Source organism: Halobacterium hubeiense (genome assembly GCF_001488575.1).
Lineage (GTDB): Archaea > Halobacteriota > Halobacteria > Halobacteriales > Halobacteriaceae > Halobacterium > Halobacterium hubeiense.
In genome coordinates this window covers 285,639-306,688 of the sequence record NZ_LN831302.1, presented here as the reverse complement: position 1 = coordinate 306,688, position 21,050 = coordinate 285,639, and the positions used below count along the sequence as shown (strand labels likewise).

21 protein-coding genes and 2 tRNA genes are annotated in these 21,050 nt (G+C 68.0%); 9 read left to right on the top strand and 14 right to left on the bottom strand.

Going from position 1 to position 21,050, the window contains the following annotated elements; genetic code table 11:
* Positions 1-15: 15 nt before the first annotated feature.
* Complete coding sequence (locus tag HHUB_RS01440) at positions 16-498, bottom strand: DUF192 domain-containing protein (RefSeq protein WP_059055535.1); 483 nt, start codon at positions 496-498, stop codon at positions 16-18.
* 82 nt (positions 499-580) lie between these two features.
* Between HHUB_RS01440 and HHUB_RS01435 the strand changes: the two genes are divergently transcribed.
* Positions 581-654, top strand: a tRNA-Val gene (locus tag HHUB_RS01435).
* Positions 655-844: 190 nt separating this feature from the next.
* Positions 845-1,897 carry a glycoside hydrolase family protein gene (locus tag HHUB_RS01430; RefSeq protein ID WP_059055533.1) on the top strand — a complete coding sequence of 351 codons (1,053 nt, stop codon included), beginning with the start codon at positions 845-847 and terminating at the stop codon, positions 1,895-1,897.
* 76 nt (positions 1,898-1,973) lie between these two features.
* On the opposite strand, the gene HHUB_RS01425 is transcribed toward HHUB_RS01430, so the two are convergent.
* The 6 genes from HHUB_RS01425 to HHUB_RS01400 all read right to left on the bottom strand — a co-directional run bounded on the left by HHUB_RS01425 (position 1,974) and on the right by HHUB_RS01400 (position 8,506).
* On the bottom strand, positions 1,974-2,255 hold the full coding sequence (locus tag HHUB_RS01425; protein ID WP_059055531.1) for a hypothetical protein: 282 nt from the start codon (positions 2,253-2,255) through the stop codon (positions 1,974-1,976).
* A 172-nt stretch (positions 2,256-2,427) separates the two neighbouring features.
* The gene (locus HHUB_RS01420) at positions 2,428-3,639 is read right to left on the bottom strand and encodes an ABC transporter ATP-binding protein (RefSeq protein WP_059055530.1); all 1,212 of its coding nucleotides are present in this window, start codon (positions 3,637-3,639) and stop codon (positions 2,428-2,430) included.
* Positions 3,632-4,804: an ABC transporter ATP-binding protein gene (locus HHUB_RS01415; protein ID WP_059055528.1), complete on the bottom strand. Its 1,173-nt coding sequence runs from the start codon at positions 4,802-4,804 to the stop codon at positions 3,632-3,634. Before HHUB_RS01415 ends, HHUB_RS01420 begins: the two co-directional genes overlap by 8 nt.
* The gene (locus tag HHUB_RS01410) at positions 4,801-5,814 is read right to left on the bottom strand and encodes an ABC transporter permease (RefSeq protein WP_059055525.1); all 1,014 of its coding nucleotides are present in this window, start codon (positions 5,812-5,814) and stop codon (positions 4,801-4,803) included. The genes HHUB_RS01415 and HHUB_RS01410 overlap by 4 nt, the downstream gene beginning before the upstream one ends.
* A gap of 43 nt (positions 5,815-5,857) precedes the next feature.
* Positions 5,858-6,862, bottom strand: a complete 1,005-nt coding sequence (locus tag HHUB_RS01405) for an ABC transporter permease (protein ID WP_059055524.1) — start codon at positions 6,860-6,862, stop codon at positions 5,858-5,860.
* Positions 6,863-6,868: 6 nt separating this feature from the next.
* Complete coding sequence (locus tag HHUB_RS01400) at positions 6,869-8,506, bottom strand: ABC transporter substrate-binding protein (RefSeq protein ID WP_059055522.1); 1,638 nt, start codon at positions 8,504-8,506, stop codon at positions 6,869-6,871.
* A 148-nt stretch (positions 8,507-8,654) separates the two neighbouring features.
* Between HHUB_RS01400 and HHUB_RS01395 the strand changes: the two genes are divergently transcribed.
* The 4 genes from HHUB_RS01395 (at position 8,655) to HHUB_RS01380 (ending at position 10,403) form a co-directional block, all read left to right on the top strand.
* Positions 8,655-8,728 (top strand) — tRNA-Phe (locus HHUB_RS01395).
* Positions 8,729-8,834: 106 nt separating this feature from the next.
* Positions 8,835-9,260, top strand: coding sequence for a DoxX family protein (locus HHUB_RS01390; protein WP_238323983.1), 426 nt, complete (start codon positions 8,835-8,837; stop codon positions 9,258-9,260).
* Between the two features lie 136 nt (positions 9,261-9,396).
* Positions 9,397-10,053: an HAD family hydrolase gene (locus HHUB_RS01385; RefSeq protein ID WP_059055518.1), complete on the top strand. Its 657-nt coding sequence runs from the start codon at positions 9,397-9,399 to the stop codon at positions 10,051-10,053.
* A gap of 155 nt (positions 10,054-10,208) precedes the next feature.
* Positions 10,209-10,403, top strand: a complete 195-nt coding sequence (locus HHUB_RS01380) for a cold-shock protein (protein ID WP_059055516.1) — start codon at positions 10,209-10,211, stop codon at positions 10,401-10,403.
* Between the two features lie 256 nt (positions 10,404-10,659).
* On the opposite strand, the gene HHUB_RS01375 is transcribed toward HHUB_RS01380, so the two are convergent.
* The 4 genes from HHUB_RS01375 to HHUB_RS01360 all read right to left on the bottom strand — a co-directional run bounded on the left by HHUB_RS01375 (position 10,660) and on the right by HHUB_RS01360 (position 16,069).
* The gene (locus tag HHUB_RS01375) at positions 10,660-11,499 is read right to left on the bottom strand and encodes an aldo/keto reductase (protein ID WP_059055515.1); all 840 of its coding nucleotides are present in this window, start codon (positions 11,497-11,499) and stop codon (positions 10,660-10,662) included.
* 60 nt (positions 11,500-11,559) lie between these two features.
* Positions 11,560-13,254, bottom strand: a complete 1,695-nt coding sequence (locus tag HHUB_RS01370; RefSeq protein ID WP_059055513.1) for a helicase HerA domain-containing protein — start codon at positions 13,252-13,254, stop codon at positions 11,560-11,562.
* Between the two features lie 43 nt (positions 13,255-13,297).
* Positions 13,298-14,644: an LLM class flavin-dependent oxidoreductase gene (locus HHUB_RS01365; RefSeq protein ID WP_059055511.1), complete on the bottom strand. Its 1,347-nt coding sequence runs from the start codon at positions 14,642-14,644 to the stop codon at positions 13,298-13,300.
* Between the two features lie 201 nt (positions 14,645-14,845).
* The gene (locus HHUB_RS01360) at positions 14,846-16,069 is read right to left on the bottom strand and encodes a carboxylate--amine ligase (protein WP_059055509.1); all 1,224 of its coding nucleotides are present in this window, start codon (positions 16,067-16,069) and stop codon (positions 14,846-14,848) included.
* 177 nt (positions 16,070-16,246) lie between these two features.
* Here HHUB_RS01360 and HHUB_RS01355 point away from each other — a divergent pair, with 177 nt between their 5' ends.
* Positions 16,247-16,777 carry a 50S ribosomal protein L16 gene (locus tag HHUB_RS01355; RefSeq protein WP_059055507.1) on the top strand — a complete coding sequence of 177 codons (531 nt, stop codon included), beginning with the start codon at positions 16,247-16,249 and terminating at the stop codon, positions 16,775-16,777.
* 98 nt (positions 16,778-16,875) lie between these two features.
* Positions 16,876-17,727: an ATP-grasp domain-containing protein gene (locus HHUB_RS01350; RefSeq protein WP_059055504.1), complete on the top strand. Its 852-nt coding sequence runs from the start codon at positions 16,876-16,878 to the stop codon at positions 17,725-17,727.
* Here the strand turns inward: HHUB_RS01350 and HHUB_RS01345 are convergent, their stop codons facing one another.
* From HHUB_RS01345 to HHUB_RS01335, 3 genes are all read right to left on the bottom strand, one after another.
* Complete coding sequence (locus tag HHUB_RS01345; protein ID WP_059055503.1) at positions 17,728-18,111, bottom strand: Hsp20/alpha crystallin family protein; 384 nt, start codon at positions 18,109-18,111, stop codon at positions 17,728-17,730.
* Between the two features lie 78 nt (positions 18,112-18,189).
* Entirely contained in the window at positions 18,190-18,543 is a 354-nt protein-coding gene (locus HHUB_RS01340; RefSeq protein WP_089649772.1) for an SHOCT domain-containing protein, read from the bottom strand.
* 148 nt (positions 18,544-18,691) lie between these two features.
* Positions 18,692-19,699: a type II glyceraldehyde-3-phosphate dehydrogenase gene (locus HHUB_RS01335; protein WP_059055499.1), complete on the bottom strand. Its 1,008-nt coding sequence runs from the start codon at positions 19,697-19,699 to the stop codon at positions 18,692-18,694.
* Positions 19,700-19,818: 119 nt separating this feature from the next.
* Between HHUB_RS01335 and HHUB_RS01330 the strand changes: the two genes are divergently transcribed.
* Complete coding sequence (locus HHUB_RS01330; protein WP_059055497.1) at positions 19,819-20,763, top strand: aminopeptidase; 945 nt, start codon at positions 19,819-19,821, stop codon at positions 20,761-20,763.
* Positions 20,764-21,050 lie beyond the last annotated feature (287 nt).

Below are 21,050 nucleotides of genomic sequence, written 5' to 3'. Positions count from 1 at the left end.
ACGACCGCGGTCCGCTCAGTCCTCGATGCGGACGCGGTCGCCGACCTCGACGCCATGCTCGGTCGTCCAGTTGTACGGTACCTCGAGTACCCACTTCCCGACGCCGTCGTAGCCCGTGAGGTCCTCGTTGTCCTCTTCGACGGGCGCGTGGTGAATCGATGTGATGCGGCCGTTGGCCCCGATGTAAACGATGTCGATGGGGAACGACATCGAGCGCATCACGTACGTGTGGCTGCCCTCGCTATCGTAGACGAACAGCATCCCCTCGTTCGGGCCGAGGGACTCGTGCTCACTCAAGCCCGTGCGGCGGTCCGACCAGTTGTCTGCGACCTCGACAGTAACGTTTCCGAGTTCGGTGCCGCTCTCGTCGTCGACGAACACTTGTGTCCCGTTTCCCGTATCGGTAGTGGCGCCCGACGTCGACGTGCCACCGGTGGGAAACCCCGCGCAGCCGGCGATGACGAGTAGACAGACGACCGCGAGCGTACGCCCGTACATACCCGCGGCTACGACCGCCCGCGGTTTGGGCGTTCCGCCGAAAGGAAACCGTTTAGGCCGCGGCGCGACTCTCTCGAAACGCGGGTTCGTGGTCTAGTTGGTTATGACGCGGCCTTTACAAGGCCGAGGTCGGTGGTTCGAATCCGCCCGAACCCACTCATCTTCTGCGACGAGCGGATGCGAGGAGCGAAGTAAGTGTGAGGGCAGGTCGAACTTTGGAAGACGCAACACCGAGCGAAGCGAGACAACCGCCTTCCAACAGTGAGAATCCACCCGAGCCACGAACGGCTCGCGGTCACCGGCACAACGCATTTCCGACTGTCGCAGATACGATCCGGGCACGTTCATGCCGCTCTCGACGTCGAAGCTGCGGAGCGGAACGCTGCTCGCCGTGACCGTGCTCGTGGTGTTAGCTTCGGGCGGGGGGCAGCTCGCCGCCACTCGACCGGTCGTCGAGTACGGGCAACAACTGTTCAATACGGCCGACCATCCCCAGAAGGACGTTCCCATGGGCGCCGAGGGGCCGCCGCCGGAGACAGCGGGGTTCCACGTGGACTTCGACCGGCCGGAGCCCGACAATCAGGTGTTCGAGTTCGAGAGCCACGACCCGATGCTGGCAGAGGCGAACGGGACACACTACCTCGTCGTCGGCACCGACACGGACCCGAACCTCTATCGCTCCGAGACGCCAACAAAGCCCGACAGCTGGCAGCTGGTCGACGACAACTACCTCGCGGACCGCTTCGAGTTCGACTCGCTGATCTCGGTCAACGGCCGGTACCTCGTCTACGGGAACAGCAACGTCTACACGGCGGACTCGTTGCCGGCCGACGACTGGACCGTGCGCAACGACAACACCGGGTTCCGCGACCTCGGCGCGTACTACGACGAGGAGACGGGGCTGGTCCACGTCTACTACGAGTACGGCAACGCTGCCGGCTACTCGGGGAAGAAAATCGGGCACGCCGTCAGCCCGAACGGCGTCACCAACTGGACGGTCTACCCGCCCGTGTGGACGGCGCCCGACGGCTACGGCGTCGGCGACTTCGACATCGTCGAGCACGACGACCGCCTGTACGTGCTCGGCGACTACGACCCGCACCACCCGCGCTACAACGTCTCCGTGTGGGTCAACGACGATCCCTACTCGGATTTCGTGCAGCTCGACGAGCCCGCCGTCGCCCCACACTCCGCTACAGCGGGCGCCAGCGACGACTACGGCATCGGCGACCCCTCGCTCGTCCGACTGGAGGACGGCCGGTACCTGTTGCTCGCCAACGGGTACGCGAACGACAGCGGCCCCGCGAAACTCCACACGTACGTCGGAACCATCGAGAACGAATCGCGGCCCGCGGCGAGGGCGACCACCGGCCGCTGGAGCGCTCCTGTAGCGTCGTAGCGTACGGGCGCTCCGATAGGAGGACCTCGAACGACGACACGACAGCAGGTCCGGCTCGCCGCCGGCAGTGCTCGGGCTACGTTACTTCCGGCCGTTCGACCGGGGACGCTTCGACAACGTCCTCGGCGATGCGGACGGCGTCGTAGAGGTCGTAGTCGGCTTCGCGGTCGGGGGCGAACGCGACGCCGCTCGCCTGCGAGATGGGGAGCGCGACGCCGAGCATGTCGTCGTAGACGTGGACAGTCGCGTGCACGGACTGGTCCTGCCGGGCTTCCAGCGAGCCGTAGCCGAGCGCGCCGAGCTGGATGCCCCGGACGATGTCGTCGACCTGCTCGGGGTCGTACTTCTCGTTCGCCAACTCGCTGCGGTAGACGTGGCCGACGCCGTCCTCGTCGTAGTAGCTGACGCCGACGAGGCCACCCGAGAGCTCGTCGTGGGCGCGTCGCGGACCTGCGCGGCCAGTTCCTCCATGCCCAGCGCATCTAACGTCCCCAAGTTTACACTTGTGGCCGGGCAGGGCGGCCGCCGCGTCAGTCGACGAGATGGCAGGCGGCGCCTGCGCCCTCGTCGGGGAGTGCGGGGTTGTCGCGCTCGCAGACCGTCTCGAACGTCTCGCGGAGGCGGTCGCGGGCGGCGGCCTCGTCGCCGTCGGCGAGCGAACCGAACGCGTCGGCGAGCGCGTCGGCGAGCGCGTCGGGCACGTCGTGGGGAACGTGGTCGTGCCAGTCGTCCGCGGCCGCGATGTCGGCGGCGTCGAGTTCGCCGCGGTCGAGGCGGTCGCGGACGTCCATAATCGCGCGGAACGCGGCCTGTTCGACGTCGAGGTCGTCGGGCGGAATCACGGCCGGACACCGCGTGCGGAACCGACACCCGGACGGCGGGTCGCGGGGCGAGGGGACGTCCCCGGAGAGCGTCGCGATTTCGCGGTCGGCTTCCGCTGTCTCCGGGCGCGGCACGCTCTCCAGCAGCGCCCGCGTGTACGGGTGCTGAGGGCGCTCGAAGATGTCCTCGACGGCACCCGTCTCCACAATTTCCCCGAGATACATCACCGCCACGCGGTCGCAGATGTGGCGCACCACGGAGAGGTCGTGAGCGATAAACAAGTACGTCAGCCCGAACTCCTCCTGGAGGTCGTCCAGCAGGTTCAGAATCTGGGCTTGCACGCTCACGTCGAGCGCACTCACTGGTTCGTCGAGCACGAGGAAGTCCGGCTCCAGCGCCAGCGCCCGCGCGATGCCGACGCGCTGCTGCTGGCCGCCGGAGAACTCGTGGGGGTAGCGGTCGAACTGGTCGGCCGAGAGGCCGACACGCTCGAGGAGCTCAAGGACGCGGTCCTCGCGGTCCGTGGGCGTGCCGATGTCGTGGACGTCGAGCGGCTCGCGGACAATTTCGCCAACGGTCATCCGCGGGTCGAGACTCCCGTAGGGGTCCTGGAAGACGATGCCCGCGCGGCGCCGGAACTCCGTGAGCGCGTCCCCGGAGAGCGCGGCGACGTCGGCGCCGTCGAACTTGACGGTCCCCCCGGTAGGGTCCCGGAGGCGCAGGATGGTCTCACCGGTCGTGGACTTCCCGCAGCCGGACTCACCGACGAGGCCGAGCGTCTCGCCCTCGTAAACGTCGAAGCTTACGCCGTCGACGGCCCGTACCGCGGTCGGCTCGCGGCGAAACAGGGTGTCCAGCAGCGAGTCGCGCTCGTAGTAGTACTTCTGGAGGTCCTCAACCGACAACAGTGGGTCACTCATCGGCGGCCACCTCCTCGAAGTGGTCCGCGGAGAGCGCCCGCGACTCGGCGTACTCGTGGTCGGCGAGGTAGCACTTCGCCGCGTGCTCGTCGCCGCCCACGTCGAACTCGGCGGGCTTCTCCAGACACTCCTCCATGGCTTTCGGGCAGCGGTCCGCGAAGTAGCACCGCTGGCCCATCTCCTCGTCAAGGAGGCTCGGAACGTTGCCCTCGATGGGGTCGAGGCGGGGATCCGGGTCGTCGATGTCCGGGACGCTCTCAACGAGCCCGCGCGTGTACGGATGGACGTGATCGTCGAAGACGTCCGCGAGCGTGCCGCGTTCGACGATTTCGCCGGCGTACATCACGCCGACGCGGTCGGCCATCCGGGCGATGACGCCGAGGTTGTGTGTGATGAGCACGATGCTCGTGTCGCGCTCGGCCTGGACATCCTCAAGCAGGTCCAGAATCTGGGCCTGAATCGTGACGTCCAGTGCGGTCGTCGGCTCGTCGGCGACCAGCAGATCCGGTTCGCCCGCGAGCGCCTGCGCAACCATCGCGCGCTGGAGCATCCCCCCGGAGAACTCGTGGGGGTACTCGTGGGCACGGTCGGCGGCGTCGGGGATGCCGACGTCCTCCAGCAGCGAGACCGCGCGATCCCAAGCCTCGTCGGAGACGTACCCGCGGGTCGGGACGAGCGTGTCCGCTAGCAGCGACCCGAGGGCGTACCCCTGCGTGCGCGAGCGCGTCGACCGCGGGTTCGCGCTCGCGCGGCGCTGAACCTCGACGGCTTCCGCAATCTGCTCGCCGACGGTCACCGACGGGTCCATGCTCGTCATCGGGTCCTGGAATATCATCGAGAACGACGGCCCGCGCAGCGAGCGCCGCACCGACTCGGGGAGACGAACGACGTCGACGAAGTCGCCGTCGACGAACTCCCCGGAGTAGGTGTCCGCGACCTCGGGGTTCCGGTACCAAATTTCGCCGTCCGTGATGCGGCCCGGCGACTCCACGAGGTCCAGCAGGGAGAGCGCGGTGACGCTCTTCCCGGAGCCGGACTCGCCGACGATGCCGAACACTTCACCCTCACGGACGGTGAAGGAGACGTCCTCGACGGCGTTCACCTGGCCGTCCTCGGTGAAGAAGCGTGTCGAGAGGTTCCGGACGCGGAGCAGGTCGTCGCTCATACGCCGCCCTCCCCCTCGACGCCGGGGTCGAGGGCGTCGCGGAACCAGTCGCCGAGGAAGTTCACGCTCATCACCGCGAGCACGATGCCGATACCGGAGAACGTCGCAATCCACCACGCTTCCGCGAGGAAGCCCTGTCCGTTCTGGATGTTGAAGCCCCACGAGAGCGTGGTGCCGGAGAACCCGAGGTAGGACAGCGAGCTCTCCAGGAGGATGATAGCTGCGACCTGCGTCGTCGCGAGCACGAGAATCGGCGTGAGCGCGTTCGGGAACACGTGCTTGCGGAGGACGTGGGCGTCGCTGGCGCCGATGCTGCGCGCGGCCTTGACGTACTCCTCCTCGGAGACAGTTAGCGCTTCGCCGCGCGCGATGCGCGCGAGCCACACCCAGTTCACGAGCCCGACGACGATGACGACCGTCCCCGGTATCGTAAACGTCGCCGGCATGTTCGGCGCGATGCCGAGCGCCACCCACGGGTCGGGGACTTGGACGGTGACAGTGCCGAACAGCCCGACCAACGAGACCGCCAGCACCAGCGACGGGAACGCCAGCATGACGTCGGCGAGCCGCATCAGCGCGTCGTCGACCGAGCCGCCGTAGAAGCCCGCGACGAGGCCGACGGGCACGCCGATGATGGCGGCGACGAGCACACCGAGAATGCCGACGAGTAGCGACGTCCGCGCGCCGTAGATGACCCGCGAGAGGACGTCCTGCCCGAGCTCGTTCGTGCCGAGCGGGTATGTCGGCGTCGCGCTAACGTAGGTGGTGTTCTGGACGACCTCGACGGAGCCGTTGACCATCTGCGTGGACGACGTCGTGCGCATCGCGCTGAATCCCAGCGGTGGCAGGAACTTCTGGTCGAGGTGCTGGACGGTCGGGTTGTGTGGCGCGAGCAGCGGCGCGAACACCGCCACAACGACGATGACGCCGAACAGCCCGACACCGGCTTTCGCGAGCGCGCTCCGACGGAACTCTTTCTTGAGGTTCCGCCACGTGCGCGGGGAGATCATGGCGACCACCCCACGGCGCGGATGGCCGGCCGTACGCCGGCGGTCATTCCACGGCCACCTCCGGGCTGACGTACGCGTAGAGGGCGTCGACGACCGTGTTCACGACGACGAACCCCGCGCTGATGACGATGAGACAGCCCTGCAGAATCATCCACTGCTGCTGGTTGATAGCCTCGATAAGCAGGCTGCCGAGCCCAGGGAGGTCGAAGACGCGCTCGGTGATGACGGCGCCCCCGATGAGCGTCCCGAGCTGGAGGCCGAGCACCGTGATGATGGGGATGAGCGTGTTCTTCAGCACGTGCCGGTAGCGCACTAGCGACTCCGGGAGTCCCTTCGCGCGCAGCGCGGTTACGTAGCTCTCCCCGAGTTCTTCCAGCATGCCGGAGCGCGTAAGCCGTGTCACGAGCGCTGTGAAGTACGTGCCGAGCGTGACTGCAGGAAGGGTGATGTGGGCGAGCCACTCGACCATCCACGCGGTCTCGCCCTGCAGGAGGTGTCGGACGGCATCTGCGAACAACACGGTCTCGCCGTTCATTTCGCCGAGGCCGCTGGTCGGGAAGACGTTGAACTGCACGGCGAGCAACAGCACGAGCATCACGCCCAGCCAGAAGTTCGGCGTCGAGATGCCGACCAGCGACAGCGTCGTCGCGACGTAGTCGGAGGGCTGGTGATGGTTCACTGCGCTGACGACGCCCAGCGGGATGGAGATGACGATGGCGACGACCGTCGCTGCGAGCGCGAGCTCGAGGCTCACGGGGAGCGCGCCGACGACTTCGGCGCCGACGCTGGTACCGCGGGCGTACGACTGCCCCATGTCGAGGTGTGCGAGATCCCATAGGTAGTCGCCGTACTGGACGTACAGCGGCTCGTCGAGCCCGTACGACTCCGCGATGGACTCGCGGAGATCGGGGCCGGCATCCAGTGGCGCGATGAAGTCGACGGGGCTGCCGGGCGTGATGTAGCGGAGCGCGAACACCACCGTGACGACCGCCCAAACGACGAACACGCCCTGGACCGCGCGCTTCGCCAGGAAGCGGAGATACCCCATTGGTCGTCACTGCGCGGGACTGATGGCGTAGGCGTCGATTCGTTCGTCGTTGCGCGCGGTCCACTCGATGTGGTCCGAGACTCCGTAGACGCTGTACTGGCGGTTCAGGAAGATCCACGGCGCTTCGTCGTGACACAGCTGGTTGGCTTCCTGGAGGAACTGTTCGCGCTCGTCGGGGTCGGTCGTGCTGTCGGCGTCCGACATGATCTGGTCGAGGTCCTCGTTCTTCCAAGAGGTGAGCGAGCCGTCGCTGGTCAGCGTCGGGCTGATGGTCTGACTTGCGTCGAACGTTGCGTTCCCCCAGCCGATGAGGTAGAAATCTGGCCCGGTGGTGATGTCCGAGTCCGTGAGTTCGCCGGCGAGCGTGGAGAATGTCCGCTGATTGACTTCACAGGAGACGTTCGGCAGCTCGTCGATCATGCCCGCAACCGAGCGCGCAATCTGGAGGTCCTTGAGGTAGCGGCCGGCGGGCGTGTGGAGTTCGATGGAGACGCCGGCGTGCCCGCTCTCCTCGACGAGCCGCTCGGCCTCGTCGGGGTCGTAGGGGTAGGGGTCGATGCTGTCGTTGTAGCCGAAGAACGGTTCCAGCGTCGGCTGGCCGGTCTGGCCGCCGGCGCCCTGCAGGGCGTTCTGGATGATGGTCTCGAGGTCGATGGCGTAGTTCATCGCGCGCCGGAACTGCGGCGACGAGAAGGGTTCGACGGTCGCCTTCATGGCGTTGTAGAGCACGCGCGTACTCCCGACAGCTTCGACGGAGGCATCGGCGTCCTCGACGCGGGAGAACGACTGCGGCGGGACGTTGACGACGAGATCGGTTTCACCCGCGACGAGCTGGTTGACGCGGACGCCCGAGTCGGAGGCGCTGTCGATGGTGAGCCGGGTGACATCGGCGGGCTCCTGCCAGTAGTCGTCGTAACGCTCGAACTCGACGTACTGGTTCTGCTGGAAGTCGGTCATCTCGAACGGCCCGGTGCCGTTCATGTTCTGGGCGACGTAGGACTTCTCGTTGTCCTGCACCCACGCCTTCTCGACGATGTCGCAGTAGATGGCGAACTCGGAGAAGACGATGGGGTTGAAGCCGTCGGAGTAGACATCGACTGCGCGCTCGCCGTCGGCGACCTCCGCGCCGGTGACGCCGTCGAGCTGGCCGGCCTGCGGGCTGGTAAACCCGACTTCGTCGTCGACGATGCGGTTGATGGTGTACGCAACGTCCTCGGGGGTGAGGTCGTTGCCCGTCTTGTGGAACGTCGGGCCGTCCCGGATCTGGAAGCGGACGTGGCCGGGTTCGACGCGCTCCCAGTCGGTCGCGAGCATAGCCGTAATCTCGCCCTCGGGTGTCCGGCTCAGCAGCCCCTCGTAGGCCTGTAGCATCGTGATGTCCGTGGGGATGTCCCGGTGGTCGTGGGGGTCCAGCGTGGTCGGCATCGTCCCCTGCGTGATGGACACCTCGAACTCCTCGGACTGGCTGTCGGCCTCGGTGGTCTCGGTTGCGCCGCTGTCAGTCTCGGTTGCCGCCTCGGTCGCCGTCTCGTCGCCGGTCTGGTCGGACGAGCAGCCGGCGAACGCCACGGAGACGGCGGTCGTTCCCGTGGCGGCGAGGAATTCGCGCCGCGACGAGTCAGTTTGATTGCGACTACCTGACATACCAAATAGGGTCACGGTTCCGAACGTTTATATCCAATGCCTGGGCGGGAATTGCCGCATCCGGACCCGTGACGCGCCGCACAACGACCCGACCGGCGCTCGCGATTCGAAATCCTTTTTCCCCTCGTCTACATCCAACAAGATGCGCGCCGCCTTAGCTCAGACTGGGAGAGCACTCGACTGAAGATCGAGCTGTCCCCCGTTCAAATCGGGGAGGCGGCATCCCGATTCTACGTGTCGTTCCGAGCCAAACAGGACGGACGCCGTGGTTCACGTTCGAGGGGGCACCGGCCGGAACACTATGTGGCTGGTAGCCGTCGCTGGACCCGTGACCAGTCTCCGAGACACGCTGACTCGGTTCGAGCGGCCGCTGCGGTACGCGATGGGGGCGGTGTACGTGGTCACGGGCGCGTTGCACTTCCTCGCGCCGGCGTCCTTCGAGCGAGTGGTGCCGTCGTCGCTGCCGCGGCCGCGGGCGCTCGTCTACGTCTCGGGCGTCGCGGAGGTCGTCCTCGGCGTTGGCGTGTTGTTCGAGCGGACGCGGCGGCTGTCGGCGTGGGGCATCGTGGCGCTGCTGGTGGCGGTGTTCCCCGCGAACGTCTACACGGTGACCGACGACGTGGCGGGCGAGCTGGCTCCCGACGGGATGGAGGGCGTGGCGCGCGCGATAGCGTGGGCGCGGCTCCCGTTCCAGGGCGTGCTCGTGCTGTGGGCGTGGTGGCACGCGCGGCCCGACGCCGAGCCGGAGACGTGAACCCCGTGCCGGCGAGGAGACGAGTGGTAGAACGCGGACAGTTGTCCGGGAACGGACGCGTACGCCGACGGTCAGCCGGACGAACGGGCAGTCTCGGCGCTGAAACGTTTATCAGTGCGTCGCCCCAAGAGGAGGTATGACCTACGACACCGTCGTGTTCGACAACGACGGCGTCCTCGTCGGCCGCACGCGGTACGACGTGCTGCAGGCGGCGACCGAGGACACGTTCGAGCAGTTCGGCGTCACCGACCCCGACCCCGACGACATCGAGGAGATGACCATCGGCGCGACGCCGAAGACCGTCAGCGACGTCTGTAGCCGCTACGGGCTCAAACCCGGCGAGTTCTGGCCGACGCGCGACCAGACCGCCGCGGAAGCCCAGTACGAGGAAGTCCGCGAGGGCCGCAAGACCCTCTACGACGACCTCGACACGCTCCACGACCTGGACGTCTCGATGGGCATCGTGAGTTCGAACCAGCAGGCGACCGTCGACTTCGTGTTAGAGCACTTCGGCGTCGACGACCTGTTCGGCGCGGCCTACGGGCGCGAGCCGACGATAGAGAGCCTGGAGCGCCGGAAGCCGAACTCCCACTACATCGACCGCGCGCTCGCCGACCTCGACGCGGACTCGGCGCTGTTCGTCGGCGACAACGAGTCCGACGTGCGCGCCGCGGAGAACGCGGGCATCGACTCGGCGTTCATCCGGCGCCCCCACCGCCGCGACTGGGAGCTGAACGTCTGGCCGACGTGGGAGATCGACGGCCTGAGCGACCTCCACGACATCATCGACTGACCGGCCGCGACCGAGACGGCTACGCCCGTCTCGACCAGCGATAGCGACGCATCGAGAGGGACTCTCCGCGGCTCTCGCGGGCGGACCGTCCGCCTCGGGAGGGGTCGTCGCGTGCCACAAAGGTTATCAACGAGCGGCGCTTCTCTGTGGTTGCAATGGCAACCGGTACGGTTGACTTCTTCAACGACACTGGCGGTTACGGATTCATCGAGACTGACGACGCGGACGAGGACGTGTTCTTCCACATGGAAGACATCGGCGGCCCGGACCTGGAGGAAGGTCAGGAAGTCGAGTTCGACATCGAGGAGGCCGACAAGGGCCCCCGCGCGACGAACCTCACTCGGCTGTAATTCGGTGATAGGCCAGCGTCGCTGACGCTGGACAGGACGAATCGTTTTTCGACTATTCCAAAAACGACGTAGCGACTGCGTTCTGCCGCCCCAAGGCGTACCAGTGTGACGCCCGACTAGCGACGCGTGCGGACATCTACACTCGGATTGGCCGTCGGCGCGTTCCTGTTCGTCCTGCCGATTCCCGGCACGTTCGTGACCGGCGCACTCCTGGTAGTCGTCGCAGCGGTCGCGCGGTACCGCTGAGCGCCGACGGCTACTCTAGTCGCGCGCGGTCCTCGGCCGTGAGGTCGAGGTGGCTCGCGGCGACGTTCGTTTCGAGGTGGTCGATGCTCGACGTCCCGGGAATCGGGAGCGTCACGGGCGAGTGGTCGAGCAGCCACGCGAGCGCGACCTGCCGGACGGTGGCGTCGTGGTCGGCGGCGACGGCTTCGAGGTCGTCCTGTTGTTCGCCGAGGTCGCCGCCGCCCATCGGGAAGTACGGGATGAACCCGATGTCGTAGTCCTCGCAGGCTTCGAGGACGTCCTCGTACTCGCGGTCGACGACGTTGTACGCGTTCTGGACGGTGGCGATGTCGACGATGTCGCGGGCGGTCTCCAGCTGCTCGACGGAGACGTTGCTGAGGCCGACGTGGTCGACGAGGCCGTCGTCTTTGAGCTCCGCGAACGCGTGGACGGCGTCCTCGAAGTCCGTGTCGGGGTCGGGGCGGTGGTACTGGTAGAGGTCGATGGAGTCGACGCCGAGCCGGTCGAGCGAGGCCAGCGCCTGGTTCTTGATGTAGTCGGGGTCGCCGTGGGGAATCCAGTCGCCGGTCGCGTTCCGCAGGAGGCCCGCCTTGGTGGCGACGACGGCGTCCTCGGCGATGCCGGATTCGCGGATGAGGCGCTCGCTGACGCCGGGACCGTAGGAGTCCGCCGTGTCCACGAAGTCGACGCCGAGGTCCACGGCGTGCTGGAGGACCTCGCGGGCGTTTTCCTCGTCGTCGGGCGACCCGATGACGTCCGGGCCGGTGACGCGCATCGCGCCGAACCCGAGCCGGTGGACTGTCAGTTCGCCGCCGATGTCGAACGTGTCGCTGTCGTTCTCCGTTGCCATACGCGAGCCGTCAACAGCCGGTCGCAAAGATGTTGGTGAAACGGACTCGTCCGCCGGCAGTCAGGGCTCCCACTGGTCGCGCAGTTCCGTCCGCGGCTTCGAGGGGTCGTCGTGTTCGACGAGCGTGCGCATCCGGTCGGCGTTGAACGCGTACGTGCGGTCGTCGCGCGCGACGAGGTCGCGGGTGCGGAGTTCCCGCAGGAGTGTGTGGACGGGTTCGACGTCGATGCCCGCTGCGGCCGCGAGGTCGTGCGCGCTTGCGCCCGGATTCGTCGCGAGCTCGGAGACAACGCGCCACGCGGCGTCGTCGTTGCACTTCGAGTCGCGGCGCGCCGCGTTCACGCGCGTCACGACCGGCGGCGCCTGCAGGAGGTCGACGACCGTCTCGGCCGCCGGCCCCGCGGGGTCGTCCGGCGTCGCGTCCGCGTCGTCGCTCGCGTCTTGGAGTTTGCTGCGCTCGCCGCGGCGCCGCAGCCGGTCCTGAACGGCGTCCACGAGCGCGTCCCGGGGCTCGTCGCCGCTCCCGACAGCGGGCTCCGTGTCGGCGTCGGCGTCGGAGCGCTCCTCGGGCGCGTCCCCGTCGTCCTCGCTCGCGGACTCGTCAGCGGCGACGCCGCTCTCGACTTTCGCTTCGAGTTCGTCGATGCGCTCCTCCAGTCGGTCGATGTGTTCGTTCTTCGTCTGGAGGGTCGCCTGATAACTCTCGGGCGGGGAGCCGTCGCCGTGCGCGAGCGCGTTCGCCATCTTCCGGGCGGCCGCGGAGACGTCGCGAGCGGTCTCCAGCTCGGACTCCAACTCCGCGATGCGCTCCTCGCGGTTCTCGAGCTTCGACTCTAACTCCTCGATGCGGTTCTGCTCCTGTTCCTTCCGGTCGGTAATCTCGCCGAGGTCCTCCATCAGCGAGCCGCTGACGGACTTCAGGTCGGGGCGCTCGAAGTCGTCGAGGCCGGGGGTGGCGCCCGCGTCGAACGTGCGCTTGCGCTTGAACTGCACCCGCTTGACCATGTCGTCGCTCCAGTCCGTCTGGATGAACGCCTCGCCGTCCCCCAAGTCCATCACGTCGTCGGCGTAGTCGCTGCCGACGATGCGACCGACGACTTTGGTGTCGTTCTCCCACGTGAGCCGGTGCCACACCAACCAGTTCGCCTGCGTGATGAAGTCCTTCTTCACGTCCGCGGGGCGCTGGCTGATGCCGACGACGCCGAGGCCGTGCTTGCGGCCGCGCTTCCCGACCTTGATGAGGAGGTTCCCCGTCTCGCCGACGCCGCCGCCCTCCGGGATGTACTCGTGGCACTCCTCGACGACGAGCAGGAACGGCTTCTTGAGCTTCTTCTCCTTCGCGAAGAGGTGCCGCACCGTCTCCCGGAGCAGGTCGTCGGCCTCCTCGTCGTCGAGGTAGCCGGAGACGTCCAGGATGATTGGGACGTTCTCCTCCAAGGCGAGGTGCGCGAGCTTCTCGGCGTGCTCGACGCTCACCTGGATGTCGCACTCCTCGTCGGCGCCCGCGTGCAGGAGCTCGTACTCCTCCTTGAGGCCGTAGTACTCGCCGTCCGTGTCCACGATGAGCACGGGGTAGCCGGCTTCGAGGAGCTCCTCCACGACGACGCTCGTGGTGTTGGACTTCCCGGACCCGGACTTCCCGGTGACGAACCCGCGGCCGGTGAGCATCTCCACGATGGGGAACTCCAGCCGGTCGCCGTCCGCGGTCTCCCCCACGTGAATCCGCTGGTCGCCGTCCGCTGCGGTGTCTGCCATCGCTGGGTGCCACGCGAGCCGGGGAGAAAACCGTTGTCCTCGCTTACCGGCTGCCGGGGTGGCCGTCGGGGAGCCCGCGGCGGCCGAACGTCGTCTCCCGGAGGGTCTCGCCGTCGTATTCGTCGCGGAGCAGCCCGCGCTCGCGGAGTTCGGGAACGACGAGGTCCACGAAGTCACGGAGGCTGTCGGGCCGGGCGACCTCCTTGACGTTGAAGCCGTCCACGCCGACGTCCTCGAACCAGTACTGGAACTCGTCGGCGACCTGCTCGGGCGTCCCGACGACGACGGGCGAGGTGGTGCCCAGTCCCGCGAACTCCGCGACCTCGCGGACTGTCCAGTCGCGGTCGTCGTTGGCCGTGAACGCGTTCACGACGCCCTGAATCGCCTCGGTCTCGATGTGCTCCAGTTTCTGGTCCGGGTCGAGATCGGAGAGGTCCATGTCCACGAACCCGGAGAGCAGCGCGAGCACGCCCTCCGTGTCGATGGCATCCGTGTACGCGTCGTACTTGGCTTCCGCGACTTCCTCGGTCTCGCCGACGATGGGGACGATTCCGGGGAAGAACGCGAGGCTGTCGGGGTCGCGGCCGTGGTCGGCGGCGCGCTCGCGGAGGTCCGCGACGTAGTCCTCGACGGCCTCGACGGAGGGCTGGCTGACGAAGACGGCCTCGGCGTGCTCGGCGGCGAACTCGCGGCCGCGGTCCGACGAGCCCGCCTGGTAGAGGACGGGCGTGCGCTGGGGGGACGGCTCGGCGCCGTGCGGCCCCGGAATTTCGAAGTGCTCGCCCTCGTGGTCGATGGCCGAGACCTTCTCGGGGTCGGTGAAGACGCCCGACTCGCGGTCGCGGACGACGGCGTCGTCGTCCCACGAGTCCTCGAAGAGCTTGTAGAGGACGTCCATGAACTCGTCGGCGCGGTCGTAGCGCTCGTCGTGGTCCATGCGGTCGTCGTAGCCGAGGTTGGCCGCCGCAGATTCGAGGTAGGAGGTGACGATGTTGAACGCGACGCGGCCGTCCGTGAGGTGGTCGAGCGTGGAGAACTCGCGGGCGAGCTGGTAGGGGTGGTTGTACGACGTCGACTTCGTGACGGCGAACCCGAGGTCGTCGGTGACCTCGGCCATCGCGGGAATCAGGTACGCTGGGTCGTTCGACGGCGTCTGGACGGCCTTCTCGACGGCCGTCTCACGGTCGTCGCTGTAGACGTCGTAGATGCCGCGGACGTCCGCGAAGAAGACGGCGTCGAAGCCGCCGCGCTCGGCGGTGCGCGCGACGTCGGTCCAGTACTCGCGGTCGCTGTAGCGGTGGGACTGGTCGCCGGGGAGTCGCCACGACCCCACGGAGACGTGCTCCACGGAGTTCATCGTGAAGAGGTTCAGCCGCATCCGGTCGGTCATTGCGCGCTGGTAGGGGAATGAGGCGTTTAAGCCGGCCGGTCACGACGCTGGCGTGGTGTTGTCCGGGAGAGCGGCAAGCCTCGCCGAGTCGGGGCTGACAGGCGACGGGGACAGCCGACGCGGGTCGTCGCACTCCCGCGGAACCGCGCCGGGCAGCAGTCAGGTCACGCGCCGGAGTGGTCCCGGCTTCGCACTTGAATCTCAGCAGGAGCAGTAGTAGTCGCGGCCGCCGAACTCGACGTCGAGGCGGTGCGCGATTGGCGCGGGGTCGCTGGGCCGGTAGACGGCGGTCGTGAGGTCGCCACTCGTCTCGAAGTCGCCGGAGACGAGCGCTTCCCAGTCGGCCGTGGAGAGCACGTCAGCGAGGTCGCCGCCGGCGAGCAGCGGGAGGTAGTCCTCCAGCGAGAGCCAGCGCGCGTCGTTCGTGGGGTCGGGCTCGTAGTCGGCGCCGGTGGCGTCGGCGTAGGCGGCCATCGGGAGGTTCGCGCCGGCCTGCACGGGCATGCTAATCCACTTCCACGGGCGCGTGTTGACGTCGAGGAGGACGAACTCGTCGCGGTCGCGGTCGTAGACGAACTCGGCCTCGCTGATGCCGTGGTAGCCCGCCTCCTCGATGACCGCGAGCGCGCGCTCCTCGATTTCGGGCTCGTCCACGCGCTCGACGACGCAGGACGTGCCGTAGCCCAGCGGCGCGCGGACGCGGGCGTTCCCGACGACCGCGAGCGGGTCGCCGTCCTCGGGGACGTAGGACGCCAGCGAGTGGTCCTCGCCGCGCGCGACCGGTACCTTCTCCTGAGCCATGATTTCGATGCCGGTCTCCTGGGCCATCTCGACGACGTCACGGTACTCCCCGCGGTCCGCGACCTCGATGACGTTCGTGCCGACGGCCTCCTCGAACTCGCGCTTGCGCGCGGGCTTGATTACGAGCGGGAAGCCGAGTTCGTCGGCGGCCTCGTCGGGGTCGACCTCGGAGAGCCGGTACGTCTCGGGGTAGGGGACGCCGAGTTCCTCACAGGTCTCGTAGAGCGAGCTCTTGTCGAGGACGGCGTCCATCGTCTCGCTGTCGGCGAACGGCAGGCGGACGCCCTCCGGTTCGGTCTCGGCGAACGCGAGCGCCCACTCGTCCATGCAGCCGAACGCGACCGGCTCGTGGTCCAGTTGTGCGGCGAGCTCTTCGACGTCTTCGCGGAAGCCGTCCTCGTCGTCCAAGGGGTACGTGACGCGGCCCGCGTAGTCGACGGCGTTCGACGGCGGCGCGGCGCCGTCCCCGGAGCGGTCGAGCGCGACGACGGGGACGCCGTGGGCGTCGAGCGCGCGGGCGACGGAGACGCCCGTGACGTGCGCGTTCGCGACGAACGCTGGCGGTCGGTCGAAGTCCGCGTCCGCGAGCGCGTCGCGGAGGTCCTCGAACTCGTGGAAGGTCATGGGCTGGCTTGTGGGCGGGGCGGCTAAAGCGGCCGGATTCCCGTCCTCGTCCGCCGGTATCCGGGAGGGAAGCGGAGCTGCATCCGCGGCGTCGTCAGAGGCGCAACGGCGGGCACGGCGACGGAACGGGTTCGAAGCCTTTATTCGCGCGCTGGCCGTCAGACCCCAGTAGTAACTATGTCCGAGAAGCCGGCCTCCATGTACCGGAAAATCGACAAGCCGTCGTACACCCGTCGCGACTACGTCACGGGCATTCCGGGCTCGAAGATTGCACAGCACCAGATGGGCGACCTGCAGGCGGACGCAGACGACTACCCCGTCCAGATCAGCCTCGTCCCCGAGGAGGAGTGTCAGCTCCGCCACGGCTCGCTTGAGGCCGCGCGCCTCTCCGCGAACCGCCACCTCATCAAGGAACTCGGCGAGGGCAACTACAAGATGCAGCTCCGCAAGTTCCCCCACCAGATCATCCGGGAGAACAAGCAGGCGACCGGCGCGGGTGCGGACCGCGTCTCCGACGGGATGCGCCAGGCGTTCGGCGTCCCGGTCGGCACCGCGGCCCGCATCTACCCCGGCGAGCAGCTGTTCACCGCGTACTGCGACGTCGACCAGGCGGAGGAAGTCAAGGAGGCGTTCCGCCGCGCCTACAACAAGATCACGCCGCCGTGCAAGATTAACGTCGAGCGCGGCGAAGAACTGCTGGTCCGGTAATCCGGCCGCTTCTCTCCGGCTTTCCCGTCGCGTAGCCGCGGCACCGGCTTCTCGGCGCCGACCGGCGTCTTTTAGTCCTCAAGCGACGACGCCAGCGTATGCTCGGGCTGGCGGTCGCCAACGACGCGGAGACGTTCCAGCGGATGCGCGAGCCGCTCGCCGAGCGCGGGATTCGCGCAGAGCACGTCTCCGTCCGCGAGCACGTCACCCGCCTCGCCGACCCGCCGTTCGACCCCGCGCGCTTCGACGCGGGGTTCGTGTTCCCGGGGCGGCTGATGGAGGGCGGCGTCGTGGACGCGTTCCTCGACGTGCCGTGGGTGAACAACCGCGCGGCCGTGCTGCGCTCCCGGAACAAGGCCGGCGCGCTGGCGACGCTCGCGGACGCCGGCGTGCCCGTCCCCGAGACGGTGTACGTCTCGAACCCCGCCGACGAGAACGAGGTTCGGGCGGCGTTCGAGGCCTTCGACGCGCCCGTCGTCGTGAAGCCGAACTCCACGACGCGCGGCGTCGGCGTCACGAAAGTCCACGACGCGGACTCGCTGGACGGCGTCACCGACTACCTCGAACTGGTCCACGACTACCGTGCGACCGGCGACAAGTCCTACCTGATTCAGGAATTCCTGCCCGAAGCCGCGGACTACCGCGTGATGGTCTTAGATGGTGAGGTCGTCGGCGCCGTCCGGCGCGCGGCGCCCGACGGCTGGAAGCACAACGTCCACCGCGGCGCGGACGCCGCGGGCGTCGCGTTGCCCGACGAACTCCGAGAACTCGCGGTGGACGCGGCCGATGCGCTGGACGTGGACTTCCTCGGCGTGGACGTGCTCGTGACCGACGAGCGCGCGGTCGTCAACGAGACGAACGCGCGCCCGACCATCGACGACGAACAAAAATACGAGAAGGGATTCTACGACAGGCTCGCGGCGCTCGTCGAACGGACGGCAGAACAGTAGCTACTCGACGTCGATGTTCGTCGACTCGCCGGTGCGCTCGAACGTGACTTCGAGGATGCCGTTGTTGTAGCTCGCGGCCCCCGAGCGCGGGTCCACGGGGCCGGGGAGGCCGATGCGCTCGTCGTACTCGCGGAGGTCGCTGCTCGCGCTGATAGTGACCTGCTCGCCGTCGCACTGCACGGAGATGTCCTCCTTCTCGACGCCGGGGAGGTCGGCGATGACGCGGACCTCGTCGTCGGTCTCGTGGACGTCGACGTGGGTGTCCGTCGAGAAGCCGGACTGGTCGCCCTCGAACCCGTTCGTGCCGTCCATCATCTCGTCCATCATCCGCTCGATCTCGCGGAAGATGTCGTCGAATGGGTCGTCCCGGTCGTCGCGTCTCATACCCCGAGGTTAGGCCGCGTGCTGGAAAAGCGTTCGGACTGTGTGAGTTTTGGGCCGCTCGGGCGGCTGTGGACGGGGTCAGTCGTCGCGGCGGAGGGCCTCACGGCGCCGCTCGTACTCCTCGTCCGTGAGGTCGCCGCGGGCGTACGCCCTGCGGGCGGCCGCCAGCGCGTCGTCGCCGTCGCCGGAATCGCCGCGAGTGAGGGCGAGGAGCCCGACGGCGACGACGCCGACGAGGACCAGCCACCACACCGGGCCACCGAGCCAGCCGCCGCCCATCGCGTGCCCGCCCATCGCGTGTCCGCCAGCTGCTCGGTGCATCGGCGCGGCAGCGCCCCCGAATCCCGCAGCGAGCGCGGGCACTGCGACGGCCGTGGCAGTCACCGCGAGCGCGCCGGCGACGAGACGACGAGTCGAGTACTGTCGTAGCATACGTGGACACCTCCGTGCGTGAAGATACGCGCGGACGACTTACCCCAGTTTTCCTTCAGTTCCGAAAGTTCGGGACGCCCACTTGGTTAACGAGTGAGTGTTCAGCCGCCGTCGAAGATTGTTTCGAGAAGTGGAGTCGGCCGGCCGGTCAGATTCCGAGGCTGTCGTTGGTGGTGGCGACGGACTCGGCGGCGTCGGCGCTGTCGGTGACCGCGCGAATCGCGTCCACGTTCTCGGGGACGACGTCGGACTCCTGGTGGATGGCCTGGAAGCAGTAGAAGTCGCTGCCCTCCGTCGTGACGGACTCCCCCCAGAGGCAGTTCTCCCAGAGGTCGCCCCGGGGACGGCCGCGGTCGAGCGCCCACTCCTTGAGCTGGCCGGTGCCCTCGATGCCGAGGTGTTCGTCGACGACCGTGATGCGGGACTGCTCGCCGAGCAGTTCCCGCACTTCGGCGGCGTCGGGTTCGGCGGCGAGCGTGACGTTGATGGCGTGCATGTGCATCAGCGTCGTCGGCACCTTCAGCCCGAGCGTGTCGATGTCGAGGTCGGGGAAGATGGTGTTGACGTCGGGGCCGTGGTGGCTCGGAATCGAGATGGGGTCCGGGAGCGCGTCGTTGATGGGGCCACGAGACGGCTGGCTGGGGTCGCCGCCGCGGCGCACGAGCGTCGCGCGCACCTTCTCGACGCCGTACGCCTCGCGGAGCGGCGCGAGCAGCCGGGAGAGCCCGGTCGTGTTACAGGAGACGACGCGCACGTGCTCGGCGCCGACGGCGTCGTCGTAGTTCGAGCGCGCGTTGAACGAGACGTCCGCGACGTCGGCGTCCTCGCCGCCCTGGTAGATGGCGGGCGTGTCGTACTCCTCGTAGAGCGCGCGGTTCTGCGCGCCGACGCCGGAGGGCGTGGCGTCCACGACGACGTCGCTCTGCGCGACGAGGTCGTCGACCAGGCCCGCGGTCTCGATGCCGGCTTCCGCGAACTTGTGCGAGCGGTCCTCGATGGCGGCGTAGAGGTCGTAGCCGCGCTCGACTGCCTGTTCGGCCTCGTAGTTCGGGCTGGTCTTGGCGACGCCGACGACGTCCATGTCCGGCTGGTCGCGGACCGCGTCCGCGACGCGCTTCCCGATGGTGCCGTAGCCGTTGATGCCGACGCGAATCATACCCGGGAGTGCCACGGCCCGGCGGTTAACCGTTTCGCAGGACCGATTTACCGCGACGCGAGTGAATCCCGGAGACGCGAGCAACAAGACCTAACGCGGCGCCGCGACAACGACCCACTATGACCGACCTGCGAGCGGCCGCCGAGACCGCCGTCGAACAGTGCCTCGGCCTCGAAGCCGACGAGTCCTGCGTCATCGTGACGGACGACAAGCGCCAGCCAATCGGCGAGGCGCTGTACGACGTCGCGAGCGAGATTACGGACGCGACGCTCCTCCGATATCCGCCGGGCGACCAGCACGGCGAGGAGCCGCCCAGTCCCGTCGCCGCTGCGATGGAAGACGCGGACGTGTTCCTCGCGCCGACGACGAAGAGCCTGAGTCACACGCGCGCTCGCGGCGCCGCCAACGACGCCGGCGCCCGCGGCGCGACCCTCCCCGGCATCACGGAGGACGTGTTCACCACAGGACTGGACGCCGACTACGAGACCATCCGCCAGCACTGCGAAGACGTACTCGCGCAGGTCGAGGGCGCCGACGAACTCCACGTGACGACGCCCGCGGGCACGGACATCACGTTCGAGCCGGGCGCCCGCGAGTGGCGCGACGACACCGGCATCGTCCACGAGGACGGCGACTTCTCGAATCTCCCCGCTGGCGAGGTGTTCGTCTCCCCCGAAGATGCGAACGGGACGTACGTCGTGGACGGCACGATGATGCCCCACGGGAAACTGGACGACGACGAACAGCTCCGCTTCGAGGTCGCGGACGGCTTCGTGACCGAGATTTCGGACGACCAAGTCCGCGAGCAGGTCGAAGCCGCCAGCGAGCAGGTCGGCGAGGACGCCTACAACCTCGCGGAACTCGGCATCGGCACGAACGTCGCCGTCACCGAACTCGTCGGGAGCGTCCTCCTCGACGAGAAGGCTGCGGGGACGGTCCACATCGCCATCGGAGACGACGCCGGCATCGGCGGCGACACCGACGCGCCGCTGCACCTCGACGGCATCATCCGGGAGCCCACGGTCTTCGCCGACGGCGAAGAAGTCGAACTGCCGAGTCCGTAACTCCGGACTGGACGACCGACAGCTACAGCCGACCGACCACCCAGTAGCGGGTGGACTGAGCGAACGGGACGCGTTCGCGAGGGTCGGAAGACGAACGCAGTGAGTCTTCCGGGACTGAAAGGGGCGGCGGGCTCGACGAGCGAGACGACGCAAGCACCGCAGCGAAGCGAGGAGCGCAGCGAGTCGCAGCCGTCGAGCCCGCCGGGGCTTTCGAGAAAGCATCGACACCGAAGAGCAGAGAAAAACGACCCTACTTTCAAAACCCCAACTCCGCGGTCTTTTACGTA

What these genes read in the sequence shown, in the direction of transcription:
- HHUB_RS01410 (WP_059055525.1), bottom strand. Translation starts at nt 5,814, where the DNA reads ATGATCTCCCCGCGCACGTGGCGGAACCTCAAGAAAGAGTTCCGTCGG.
- HHUB_RS01355 (WP_059055507.1), top strand. Translation starts at nt 16,247, where the DNA reads ATGTCCGAGAAGCCGGCCTCCATGTACCGGAAAATCGACAAGCCGTCG.
- HHUB_RS01345 (WP_059055503.1), bottom strand. Translation starts at nt 18,111, where the DNA reads ATGAGACGCGACGACCGGGACGACCCATTCGACGACATCTTCCGCGAG.
- HHUB_RS01415 (WP_059055528.1), bottom strand. Translation starts at nt 4,804, where the DNA reads ATGAGCGACGACCTGCTCCGCGTCCGGAACCTCTCGACACGCTTCTTC.
- HHUB_RS01440 (WP_059055535.1), bottom strand. Translation starts at nt 498, where the DNA reads ATGTACGGGCGTACGCTCGCGGTCGTCTGTCTACTCGTCATCGCCGGC.
- HHUB_RS01370 (WP_059055513.1), bottom strand. Translation starts at nt 13,254, where the DNA reads ATGGCAGACACCGCAGCGGACGGCGACCAGCGGATTCACGTGGGGGAG.
- HHUB_RS01330 (WP_059055497.1), top strand. Translation starts at nt 19,819, where the DNA reads ATGACCGACCTGCGAGCGGCCGCCGAGACCGCCGTCGAACAGTGCCTC.
- HHUB_RS01385 (WP_059055518.1), top strand. Translation starts at nt 9,397, where the DNA reads ATGACCTACGACACCGTCGTGTTCGACAACGACGGCGTCCTCGTCGGC.
- HHUB_RS01360 (WP_059055509.1), bottom strand. Translation starts at nt 16,069, where the DNA reads ATGACCTTCCACGAGTTCGAGGACCTCCGCGACGCGCTCGCGGACGCG.
- HHUB_RS01340 (WP_089649772.1), bottom strand. Translation starts at nt 18,543, where the DNA reads ATGCTACGACAGTACTCGACTCGTCGTCTCGTCGCCGGCGCGCTCGCG.
- HHUB_RS01350 (WP_059055504.1), top strand. Translation starts at nt 16,876, where the DNA reads ATGCTCGGGCTGGCGGTCGCCAACGACGCGGAGACGTTCCAGCGGATG.
- HHUB_RS01400 (WP_059055522.1), bottom strand. Translation starts at nt 8,506, where the DNA reads ATGTCAGGTAGTCGCAATCAAACTGACTCGTCGCGGCGCGAATTCCTC.
- HHUB_RS01335 (WP_059055499.1), bottom strand. Translation starts at nt 19,699, where the DNA reads ATGATTCGCGTCGGCATCAACGGCTACGGCACCATCGGGAAGCGCGTC.
- HHUB_RS01405 (WP_059055524.1), bottom strand. Translation starts at nt 6,862, where the DNA reads ATGGGGTATCTCCGCTTCCTGGCGAAGCGCGCGGTCCAGGGCGTGTTC.
- HHUB_RS01365 (WP_059055511.1), bottom strand. Translation starts at nt 14,644, where the DNA reads ATGACCGACCGGATGCGGCTGAACCTCTTCACGATGAACTCCGTGGAG.
- HHUB_RS01375 (WP_059055515.1), bottom strand. Translation starts at nt 11,499, where the DNA reads ATGGCAACGGAGAACGACAGCGACACGTTCGACATCGGCGGCGAACTG.
- HHUB_RS01430 (WP_059055533.1), top strand. Translation starts at nt 845, where the DNA reads ATGCCGCTCTCGACGTCGAAGCTGCGGAGCGGAACGCTGCTCGCCGTG.
- HHUB_RS01420 (WP_059055530.1), bottom strand. Translation starts at nt 3,639, where the DNA reads ATGAGTGACCCACTGTTGTCGGTTGAGGACCTCCAGAAGTACTACTAC.
- HHUB_RS01380 (WP_059055516.1), top strand. Translation starts at nt 10,209, where the DNA reads ATGGCAACCGGTACGGTTGACTTCTTCAACGACACTGGCGGTTACGGA.